Source organism: Phocaeicola fibrisolvens, from assembly GCF_025567125.1.
GTDB lineage: Bacteria > Bacteroidota > Bacteroidia > Bacteroidales > Bacteroidaceae > Phocaeicola > Phocaeicola fibrisolvens.
The window spans coordinates 20024-30036 of the sequence record NZ_JAOQJI010000044.1 but is presented as its reverse complement, the minus strand read 5'-3'; the positions used below and the strand labels follow the sequence as shown (position 1 = coordinate 30036).

The following is a 10013-nucleotide window of genomic DNA, read 5'->3' as shown; positions in this document are numbered from 1 at the left end:
GACGAATATGGTTTTACGCCGGAAGAAATGAAACAGCGGCTCAAACTGCAATACGACGGGTATCATTTCAGCAAACAGATGACGGACGTATATAATCCATTCAGCCTGCTCAACGCATTGGACAGCCAAAGTGTAGATGATTACTGGTTCCGCTCCGGCACTCCCACTTACCTCATCCGGCTCCTCACCCATTTCAACGAGAACCTCAACGAACTCACCGGAAAATACTATCGCCCGGAAGAGTTCATCGACTACAAGGCGGATGTGGAACAGCCCCTGCCCATGATTTTCCAAAGCGGATACCTCACCATCAAGGACTACGACCGGGATTTCAATACCTTCCTGCTCGACTTCCCCAACAACGAGGTGAAGAACGGCTTCCTGACCATGCTGGCCGCCTCCTACCTCAAGCCGGCCACGGAAACAGGAGGATGGATACGCAATGTGGTAGTAACCCTGCGGAAAGGCGACACGGACACCCTGCGCACCCTCTTCACGTCTTTCCTGGCCAGCATCCCCTACACCATGCGACGCAAGGAAGATGAGACCGAACGCGAGCGTTATTTTCAATATACTTTCTATCTGATTATGCGGATGGTCAGTGTCTACACGGTCTATGTGGAAAAGGCACAGAGTCAGGGACGGGTGGACTGCATCGTGGAGACACCGCAATATGTCTATATTTTCGAGTTCAAGCTGGACGGTACGGCCGAAGAGGCTCTTCAGCAGATAGAGGAAAAAGGCTATGCAAGGGAATATGCCTCCGACTCACGCACGCTTTACAGGATAGGTGCCAGCTTCTCTTCCGAAACCGGCACTATCGGTGACTGGAAATGTATATGAGAATAAACTAATCAACCTGCTATAATGATGATACAACAAACCACCTTTACCCTCCGGCCGCGCACCCGCGGCTTTCATCTGGTGACGGACGAGGTGCTGAGCCACCTGCCGGCACTGCCTAAGACAGGACTGCTCAACCTATTCATCCAGCATACCAGTGCCGGACTGTCTATCAACGAGAACTGCGACCCGGACGTACGGAGCGACATGGAAAAAATTTTCAATAACCTGGTGCGTGAACGGGAATCCTGGTACGACCATACGCTGGAAGGCTGGGACGACATGCCCGCCCATGCCAAATCGACCCTGGTGGGAGCCAGCCTGTCTATCCCGGTGACCGACGGACGACTGAACCTGGGCACATGGCAGGGAATCTACCTCTGTGAGTTCCGTAACCACGGCGGAGGGCGGCGCATCGTGGCCACCCTCATCGGAGAATAACACGGAAGGAGGAGTCCCTCGTCAGAAAGCGGGCTGCGGAGCGGAAAGGCTGAGACTGTCAGGGAAACATTTTCCGGCTTCTCCGGTCAGCACCACTCGTGACAGGTCGATTCCCTCGGCGGCTTCTTCCGAAATGACACCCTTGGCGGCCATTCTGCGGGCCACCAGACGGAAGTGTCCTTCCTGGTTCTCTTTCAACCGCCCGTTGTCATCAAACGAGCTGCGGAAATGCTTCGGCTTCGGGATGATGGAAGCCAGGTAGATGCATTCCTCCAGCGTCAGTTGCGACGGACGCTTCCCGAAATAAAATTCCGAGGCTTCCAGCAGGCCGTAGATTCTCGGTCCCCATTCCGCGATGTTGAGATACACCTCGAACATCCGTTCTTTCGAAGTCAGCCGGTTTTGCTCAATCAGCCATACAATCAAGGCTTCTTCCAGTTTCCGCGCGATGTTTTTCCGGCGGTTCAGAAATACATTCTTGACCAGCTGCATGGAAATCGTGCTTCCCCCGCGGGCAAAACGGCGGGCTTTCAGGTCGTAGGCCATGGCCTGACGGATGGCGTCGGGCAGGAAGCCCTGATGATAGAAGAAACCGCCGTCCTCACTTTGCAGCACGGCCATGCGCATCAGCTGGGGCACACTGTCGAGCGGAAGGAAGTGGTTCCACGACGGTCCTACCGGAAACGTGCGTACCGGCACTTCATCTTCGTAGGCGGTATATTCAAACTCCTCCGACATCTTGCTGAGATTGGTCGCTCCATAGCCCAGAATCCGGAAATGCTCCGGACGCAGGTCGGAATGGAACTGCAGGCTGTCGGGACAAGCCAAGTCGGCATCCAGTCCGAAATCGTAGGACAGGTTGCCTGCCACCCGAATGCCCTCCAGGTTCTCGAACAAGCCATGGGGCAAGGAGCCGAACAGCTCTTCAGCCGGGAAAGAAGGTTTGTGGATGGATGCTATCAGATGGCCGGGCGGCTCCAGGCGCAGGTAAGGATGAAACTGCAGACGGTTGAAACGCACCGTACTCGCGCTGTCCAGTTCCAGGGCATGCGGCTCCACATTCAGGTGGAAATCCAGTTCCCCTTCGTCCAGGTTGATGCGCTCCGGCGACAACCGACGGTGGAACACGGCCAGTCCGTCCACTTCCGTTTTCCCGGACAAGACCAGTTTTCCGTTCTCCCTCTGCTGGGTGAGGCTCAGGTAGAGACGATTGAAAGACACCTCCGCTCCCAGTCTGCGGCGGATGTAAGGAACCATCAATTCCGGAGCCTGAATGCCTACCGACACCCGTCGCTCGTCGGCATTGATTTCGCCCTCGGTCTGCCAGTGCTGCGTGCGTGTGCCTTCCACGAAGGTGAGCCGGCTCTTGAAACGATGATGGTCAATATTGAATTCCGGCACGAACAGGCTGACCGAATCGCTGTCCTTCCGCTCCCGAATCCGGAGATGGGTAAGGCGTCCGTCGGAAGGCAGCAGACGGAACACCCCGTCGAGCACCAGTTGCACCCGCTTGTCGTATCCCGCATGCGAACGGTCCTGCGCGGCCTCCTCCCCTCCCGTCCGGCTACGGAACAGGAAATCGTAATTAGCCGTCTGGCTCTCCTTCACGAAACTGACCGTGAGGCCGTCCATGTACACGTCGCGCACCTCTACATTGCCCTTCAGCAGTTGCCAGAAGCCCAGGTCGAACGCCGCCGAACGAAGGGTCAGCAACGTATCTCGATCTTCCGGAACAACCGACAATCCCCCCAAAGAAAGTTGTCCGTTTCCCTCAAATTTCAGGTAATCGTAATGTACCTCCAGTCCGTAACGTTGTTCCACCCGGGCGATTTTCTCTTTCGCCACCCGGTTCAAGATGCGGTTGCGGAAAATCCATAATCCTCCCGCCAGCAGAAAGAGCAACAGCAGCAAGCCTGCTCCTGCCCACACAAGTTTTCGCTTCATATTTACTCTACCCTTTACCCCACAAAGGTATAACATTCAGGCGAAAAAACAAGCAACCGACCACACATCCTGTATCTCTTTTCCATGTCCGCATATTCTGTCACTCATCTCATCAAAATTCGACCACATAGTTATCAATTTTGAATAAACAGTAATCAAAAAGCATCAATCGGAAAGAGAACAGATACAACATGTTTGTTTTTGAAAACAAGAATGATTATTTTTGGAACAGTTAATCGGAATCAGTAAAGAACAGAAGGTAAACAGCGGACGTATTCTTTCTTGATGGAGGAACATTTTCCCTGCGACCGCCAGTTTTTCCACCGCGCCAAAGGGGAATAAGCGCATAAAAAAAGAGCACTATGAAAAAACTTTTTAAAGTAGCCTGCATTTTATTCTGTGCTGCTGCCATGTATGCCTGCAGCAGCGATGACGAAGTCACGAAAAGTGTCTTGCAGAATGAATTTATTGAAGTAACCAACAGCGAGTATGCCGGAGGCAGCCTTCCTGTAGGAGACAACAGTGAAATGATTCAGTCGGCCTATTTCGACAGATCGGCTCTTCCCGGAGGAACGGCCTACTTGACATTAAACTCGTACGAGGAACTATCCTATGTCAATGTCGGCGTACAAGGACAGGAAGGATACCTGAAGGTAAAGCTGGAGAATCCGGTAGTTGCCCAGGCCCAGACACGTGCCGACATCCATATTTACACCTACACCGTCATTATCCTGCTCAGCCAGAATCTGAGCAGCAGCTTTACACTGGTATTTACCACGATCAACACGGAAGGTGACATCTCATCCATGTTCACAAGCGAAACCGAGTTTGTGGAAGCCGGAACAGGCGACCTGCAGGTCAATCTTCACTTCAGCAATGAAAAAGATGTGGATTTGTACGTAGTGGAACCCAACGGCAACGTGATTTACTATGGACAAACCTTCCCATACTATTCCTTAGTCTACACAGACTACAACGAATGGTTAAGCAGCGGAGACTATGAGAACGTGCCCGATATTGAATGGGGAGAGATTGGTCTGGACATCGACTCCAACGCGGGCTGTAACATTGACGGATTGAACAGTGAAAACATTTTCTTCAACGAAGAGTGCATGCAGAAAGGAACTTATCAGGTATGGGTCAACATGTATGCCAACTGTGATCCTTCCACTGCAACCTCCTACACCGTCCGGGCTACCTACAAAGGTGTGTCAGTCACCCCGACTTCAGGAAGCAATCCGGCTTCCGGTATCTTCCCGGTCAATACACCCAGCAATTCCATCGGCGACCAACTGACCGGAGCTACCAAGGTTATGGAATTTACAATCAACGAAGGAATTGAAGCAAGCAGAAGCGCTATCAAACCCGCACATTCTCTGATAAAAGGCGAATTGAGCAGAATCGCCCGCTAATTTATGTTTGACCCGTTAAGGGTAATTACATCCATTCTAACACACGCGAAACATTCCGTAAATATCCGAAATGCCTGACTTCCTTTGCAGGTCCGACATTTCGGTATTACGGAATGTGTTTTTTCCTGTCTCCACAGAAAGGCCACAAGGAAAAGTTTAGACCACACTTTATGGATATTCCAAAAGAAATCGTATCTTTACACCATAATCTATTTTATTAACCAAAAAAATTTAAGAATTATGGCTAGCAGAAAATCATTGAAAAAAACAGTCAACTATATTACAGAATTGGCAATAGGTCTCTGTTTCATGGAATCGGCTCAGGCAAGCGCTGAAAAACGAGATGCTTATAGCCAGCTGTTTTTCCAGATTGTCAACCTGCGCAACGACATCATCAGCCGCATCAGTCACACCGAACCGGGCAGCGTGAAACTGTTCTACAAGAAACTGAGAACCGACTTCAATGCCGAAGTGGACAACGTGTTCAAGAAACTGGAAGAACTGGCCAAATAAGCACACATGAAACAAGCCATCTGCCGGTTTATCTACCACAAACTGCTGGGCTGGAAAGCGGAAGTGGATGTGCCCGACTTCAAGAAGTGCATCATCTGCGCAGCCCCGCATACCACCAACTGGGACCTGATTATCGGGAAACTGTTCATCACGGCCGTAGGCCGCCAGTCGGGTTTCCTGATGAAGAAGGAATGGTTCTTCTTCCCGCTGGGCATCCTGTTCCGGAAGATGGGAGGAATTCCTGTGCACCGCGACAAGCGTACGTCCATGGTGGACCAACTGGTAGAACGGATCAAAAAAAGCGATACGTTTCACCTGGCCATCACTCCGGAAGGTACACGCTCGGCCAACCCGGAATGGAAGAAGGGCTTCTATTACATTGCCCTGGGGGCTCAGATTCCCATCGTACTGATTGGTATAGACTATGAGAAGAAATGTATCAAGGCGGGAAAATACCTCATGCCGATGGGCGACATTGAAAAGGACATGAAGGAAATCAAGTCGTATTTCAAGGATTTCAAAGGGAAACATCCCGAGAAATTCACGGTGGGAAACATCGACTGAAACTGCCTCGAGAAAACGCTTAGGCATTCGAAACAAAACGCTTAGACGTTTGAAACAAAACGCTTAGACGTTTGAAGCAAAACGCTTAGGCGTTTGAAACAAAACGCTTAGGCGTTTGAAGAAATAGAAAGAGCTTCCTCATTTCCAACACGTTGAGGAAGCTCTTTCTCTATTTATTGTCAATGAGAATAAACCTGTCGGAATCAAGTTATAAGCCAAATTTATATCCCACGGAAAGCGTCAGCGTGTGATAGTTGGCGCCAATCACGTCGTTCTTGCCTTCTTTGCCCAAGGAGAGGTCATATTGCAGCTTGGCATACCAGTGGTGGGTTTCGACACCTATATTGGAGGATACACCCCAGTCGAAGCGGCGGGCCTCATCGTAAAGGTAGAGATTGTCATTTCCCCAGGCATCCTTCCCATACACAAAACCATCATAATACTGTTCATACATTCCCGGGAGGCTTCCCTCTAGATAGTAAGGATTGCTGTCAAATTTGTTTTTCAGGCAGAAGGCCACGTAGGGTCCCACGCCGAAAAACAGTTTGGTGTCTTTGTTCAGGTTCCATCTGAACTGGGCCATCACCGGTATCTGCAGGAAATGCCTTGTCTGCGACACGTTCTCTATCCAGGTGGAGTTTTCATTGCTGTAGGTTCCCCCGTTGGAAATGGAATACCCTCTGAAGGTGTAAAACAAGCCCGATTCAATGCCGAAATGGCGGGTCAGATTGAAGTCGGCAGCTACCCCGATTTTCGCAGAAGGTCTCCACTCCTGGCCCCATCCGTATCTCTGTACGGCAGAAATACCTGCTTCGGGAGCCAATGTCACATTTTGTGCGTACACTCCGCACACGCTTGCCATCAGCAGGCAAGCCAAAACTACTTTTTTCTTCATCACTCTCTAATTTAGAATTTAAAAGTTGCTTTCATATCCTCCTTTCTTTCGGAAAAGAAGAGAACGGCACAAATATATACAATCAATATTGTATTTACATGATGTAAGAGTGATGCTTTGTAGATTTTTGGTGTCTTTTGGAGAAGTTTACACTTAGACATTTACCCAAGACTAATAGCACAAATATAACATAAAGAACATTTCGTAATACTAAATCTCTTTGAACAGTGAAAAGCAGATTATGAATCAATAAGTTACATAATCAGAACCGTACTTTTCATTTTTCTGGGAAGAAAATATACATACAATTAAATACACAAATAAACTCACCGTAGAGGATTTTGTATCTCACACAGTTTCCCTACATTCAGAGGTTCTCACAGCTTCGATACTCCTATGAAGCATACTCCCTCTCCCTGATTTTTCAAATTTTCTCAAGTATTTGTAAAGGGATGCCTGTATATTCGGATATTTTTTCCAGTGGAACCGAATCCTTTTTCATGGCCACTGCAATCTTTATAGCGGAAGGCTGCACACAATCTTGGAACAACAAACTGGAAAGATGCTTTATGGCCTTCTGAAGTCTTTCCCGGTCCCGCTCCCGACTGAGATCCATACCACTGAACGCTGACACTCTGTGATGAAGTATCATATAATAGATTCCACCCACAAGCAATGCTGACACAGCCACAATGTCTGTATCTGAATCAGAAAATAAATCTGCGAATTTCTTGCACAAAGGAAGAGCGTGGAACTCTCTTAACTGAGCGGTACGGCGGCTCGTTTCATTATCCGTAGCAATTTCCCATCTCAACAGCTCCTGCATAATCTTGTTGTCCCACAAAGAATCGAAAAGATTGCATAAAATGTCTTCGTAATACGTTTGGTTATTCTCGCCCGAAGCAGGAACTTTCACCACGTCGCTGAACCAGTAATCAAACGTCTTGACATATTCATCGATGAACGCATCCAAGTCCTTGTATCTCCTGTAAAACTGTACAGGCTCTATTTCTGCCTTCTGCATGATTCCTGTGGTAGTCAAGTGGCTGAATCCATCTTTTTGTATTAAAGCGGTAGCTGCCTCCAAAATCGATTTCTCCACGTCTTCCGCGCTCCTTCTTTTCCTTCGCTTTTCCATTTTATTTCAAGGCATTACTTTATGTACTTCTTCGAATATATTACTTTAACTTTCAAGTTGTAAAAATATTATTTTTATTACATCTTGGCAATTTTCATCCACTTAAAATAATATTTATAGTAGGAAATGCATCAGAATGACATTTTCCAATCCAGTCGGAAACAAAACGGAGGGGCCGTCTCCACGCAATCTGAGACGGCCCCTCTGTATGCTTTATCTCCTTTTAGAATCGGCACTTACAGCAGCGAAGCGATATAAGCCTTCATTTCGGGAACTGCCTTACGGGCTTCCTGATACAGCTTGTACTGTGCCAGCGTGCGCACGTAATTATGCTCGGCATACTTCGTCTGATAGTACGTATCCCCGTTGAGGTAGTCGGCCAGGAAACGTACGGCCTGCATGTAAGGGAACAGCATCACGGCATAGGGCAGCATCTCGATTTCCAGCGGAGTGAGGAAACTCTTGGCCGATTCGATGTATCCCTTGGCAAAAGCCTGGAAGATGTCCATGTTGAAATGAATCTTGTTCAAGTCGGGTTCGTCTTCGGGTGCCGTATTGGCAGCCGAACGCAGGAAATCGCCGAAATCGGAGAACACAAAGCTCGGCATGGTAGTATCGAGGTCGATGACACACAACACGTGGCCGTCTTTGTCGAACAACATGTTCGATACCTTCGTATCGCAGTGGCAGATGCGTTTCGGAAGCTTTCCTTCGCGATACAGACGTTCAGCCGCGCACATCTCGTCGGCATCCTTTTCGATATCGTCCACCAGCGACTGTACCTTTTCCAAACGGCCTGCAGCATTCTGAGCCACAGCCTCACGCAACTGTTTCATGCGGAACTCCATGTTGTGGAAATCGGGGATGGTCTCTCCCAACTTCTCCGGAAGGTCGGCCAGCATGGCTTCAAACTCACCGAACTTCACGCCTACCAGATAAGACGATTCGGGAGTCACCGCTTCCAGGCTCTGTGAATCAGGAATAAACACACACATACGCCAATAATGTTCCCCGTCGAAATAATACGTCTTTCCCCCGACAGCCGGCACGAAACGAAGCACCTTGCGGTCAATGTCCGTCTCATGCGCTTTCTCCAGTTTCTCGCGGATATGGCGAGTCACACAGTCAATATTGTGCTGAAGCAGTTCCACATCCTTGAACACCTGATGATTGATACACTGCAAGATGTAGTCGCATGCCTGCGGGTCTGCAGTCTTGACCTTATAAGTCTGGTTAATCAATCCAGCTGTCAAAGGAATAATTTCTTCAACCTTTCCAACCTCCGGAAATTGTGAAATAATTTCATTAAGTGACTTCATGGTTAATAAATAAGTTAGGTTTTCTATATTACTTAATTAGAATCTGCATTTAATCTTAATAACTTTCAAAATATTCTGATTTATATCCTCTGCAAATATAGGGAAGTTTTTACGGATAATCGTCATCCGATTGTAATATTTTCTGCAAAATCTTTGCGATTTCATGGAAAGTTTATAGATTTGTGCCCGTTAAAAACTAAACTCTATGAAAGCCACAATGAAAACACTTGCAGCCATGCTGGTCTGCTGCCTTATTTCTGCCACACAACTCCATGCAGAAAACATTCAACGCCCGGAAAGCGAGAACTATATAAAAGGTGTAGAAGCGCTCAATGAGGGAGACCCCGAAACGGCCTATACGTACTTGAACGCAGAAATCAACGAACATCCGGACAACGGGTATGCACATTGCTACATGGCACTGATTTGCAACTTCTGCAATGACACCAAACTGGCACTGCAGGCCCTGAATTCGAGTCTGGAACTGATTCCGGAAGCCGATAAAGAATACCGCTCATTTGCTCACTACTCCAGAGGCGTGCTGCTCACAAACCTGAAAATGTGGGATCGTGCCGAAGAAGACTTGAACGAAGCCATCCGCCTGAACCCGCAGGACGTGGAAAATTACAAGTCGCGTGCCCAACTCTATCTGGAAACAACCCGCTACGAAGAGGCATTCAACGACCTGGCACAGGCCCTCAAACTCGATAGCAAGGCGGATGTGAACGACTTGATACTGCAACTGATGGCAGTAGCTCCTACCAACGACCTGATGGAACGCATCACAGCTACTTACCAGCAACTCGATCAAGTTTCAATTCATTAATAAATTAAAAAAAGAACTTTTGTGTTTATCTGCAAGCCGTCTCATCTTTCTGAGGCGGCTTTTTTCATTTGCAGATGAAAAAACTATTTACTATTTTCGCGAAAAATCAAGATTTACT

10 protein-coding genes are annotated in these 10013 nt (G+C 48.2%); 6 read left to right on the top strand and 4 right to left on the bottom strand.

Annotated features, from left to right (window positions below):
* Window positions 1–843: PD-(D/E)XK nuclease domain-containing protein (locus tag OCV81_RS14545; RefSeq protein WP_394802549.1), on the top strand; the 843-nt coding region annotated here is incomplete at its 5' end.
* Window positions 844–870: 27 nt separating this feature from the next.
* Window positions 871–1284: a secondary thiamine-phosphate synthase enzyme YjbQ gene (locus OCV81_RS14540; protein WP_022354620.1), complete on the top strand. Its 414-nt coding sequence runs from the start codon at window positions 871–873 to the stop codon at window positions 1282–1284.
* A 21-nt stretch (window positions 1285–1305) separates the two neighbouring features.
* Here OCV81_RS14540 and OCV81_RS14535 read toward each other — a convergent pair whose 3' ends face one another.
* Window positions 1306–3228 carry a biosynthetic peptidoglycan transglycosylase gene (locus OCV81_RS14535; RefSeq protein WP_148330680.1) on the bottom strand — a complete coding sequence of 641 codons (1923 nt, stop codon included), beginning with the start codon at window positions 3226–3228 and terminating at the stop codon, window positions 1306–1308.
* 362 nt (window positions 3229–3590) lie between these two features.
* Between OCV81_RS14535 and OCV81_RS14530 the strand changes: the two genes are divergently transcribed.
* The 3 genes from OCV81_RS14530 to OCV81_RS14520 all read left to right on the top strand — a co-directional run bounded on the left by OCV81_RS14530 (window position 3591) and on the right by OCV81_RS14520 (window position 5717).
* Window positions 3591–4640 (top strand): hypothetical protein, encoded by a 1050-nt coding sequence (locus OCV81_RS14530; protein ID WP_022354622.1) that lies wholly within the window; start codon window positions 3591–3593, stop codon window positions 4638–4640.
* 240 nt (window positions 4641–4880) lie between these two features.
* Complete coding sequence (locus OCV81_RS14525) at window positions 4881–5153, top strand: hypothetical protein (protein ID WP_022354623.1); 273 nt, start codon at window positions 4881–4883, stop codon at window positions 5151–5153.
* Between the two features lie 6 nt (window positions 5154–5159).
* Window positions 5160–5717 (top strand): 1-acyl-sn-glycerol-3-phosphate acyltransferase, encoded by a 558-nt coding sequence (locus OCV81_RS14520; RefSeq protein WP_148330679.1) that lies wholly within the window; start codon window positions 5160–5162, stop codon window positions 5715–5717.
* Between the two features lie 208 nt (window positions 5718–5925).
* Here the strand turns inward: OCV81_RS14520 and OCV81_RS14515 are convergent, their stop codons facing one another.
* The 3 genes from OCV81_RS14515 to OCV81_RS14505 all read right to left on the bottom strand — a co-directional run bounded on the left by OCV81_RS14515 (window position 5926) and on the right by OCV81_RS14505 (window position 9069).
* Window positions 5926–6612, bottom strand: a complete 687-nt coding sequence (locus OCV81_RS14515) for a porin family protein (protein WP_148330678.1) — start codon at window positions 6610–6612, stop codon at window positions 5926–5928.
* 424 nt (window positions 6613–7036) lie between these two features.
* Window positions 7037–7750 (bottom strand): TetR/AcrR family transcriptional regulator, encoded by a 714-nt coding sequence (locus OCV81_RS14510; RefSeq protein WP_148330677.1) that lies wholly within the window; start codon window positions 7748–7750, stop codon window positions 7037–7039.
* Window positions 7751–7986: 236 nt separating this feature from the next.
* Window positions 7987–9069 (bottom strand): phosphotransferase enzyme family protein, encoded by a 1083-nt coding sequence (locus tag OCV81_RS14505; RefSeq protein ID WP_022354628.1) that lies wholly within the window; start codon window positions 9067–9069, stop codon window positions 7987–7989.
* A gap of 205 nt (window positions 9070–9274) precedes the next feature.
* Here OCV81_RS14505 and OCV81_RS14500 point away from each other — a divergent pair, with 205 nt between their 5' ends.
* Entirely contained in the window at window positions 9275–9895 is a 621-nt protein-coding gene (locus OCV81_RS14500; RefSeq protein ID WP_148330676.1) for a tetratricopeptide repeat protein, read from the top strand.
* The last annotated feature ends 118 nt before the right edge of the window (window positions 9896–10013 follow it).

Excerpts from the sequence above, each read along its gene's own strand:
- OCV81_RS14540 (WP_022354620.1), top strand. The coding sequence starts at position 871 with ATGATACAACAAACCACCTTTACCCTCCGGCCGCGCACCCGCGGCTTT.
- OCV81_RS14515 (WP_148330678.1), bottom strand. The coding sequence starts at position 6,612 with ATGAAGAAAAAAGTAGTTTTGGCTTGCCTGCTGATGGCAAGCGTGTGC.
- OCV81_RS14510 (WP_148330677.1), bottom strand. The coding sequence starts at position 7,750 with ATGGAAAAGCGAAGGAAAAGAAGGAGCGCGGAAGACGTGGAGAAATCG.
- OCV81_RS14535 (WP_148330680.1), bottom strand. The coding sequence starts at position 3,228 with ATGAAGCGAAAACTTGTGTGGGCAGGAGCAGGCTTGCTGCTGTTGCTC.
- OCV81_RS14525 (WP_022354623.1), top strand. The coding sequence starts at position 4,881 with ATGGCTAGCAGAAAATCATTGAAAAAAACAGTCAACTATATTACAGAA.
- OCV81_RS14530 (WP_022354622.1), top strand. The coding sequence starts at position 3,591 with ATGAAAAAACTTTTTAAAGTAGCCTGCATTTTATTCTGTGCTGCTGCC.
- OCV81_RS14500 (WP_148330676.1), top strand. The coding sequence starts at position 9,275 with ATGAAAGCCACAATGAAAACACTTGCAGCCATGCTGGTCTGCTGCCTT.
- OCV81_RS14505 (WP_022354628.1), bottom strand. The coding sequence starts at position 9,069 with ATGAAGTCACTTAATGAAATTATTTCACAATTTCCGGAGGTTGGAAAG.
- OCV81_RS14520 (WP_148330679.1), top strand. The coding sequence starts at position 5,160 with ATGAAACAAGCCATCTGCCGGTTTATCTACCACAAACTGCTGGGCTGG.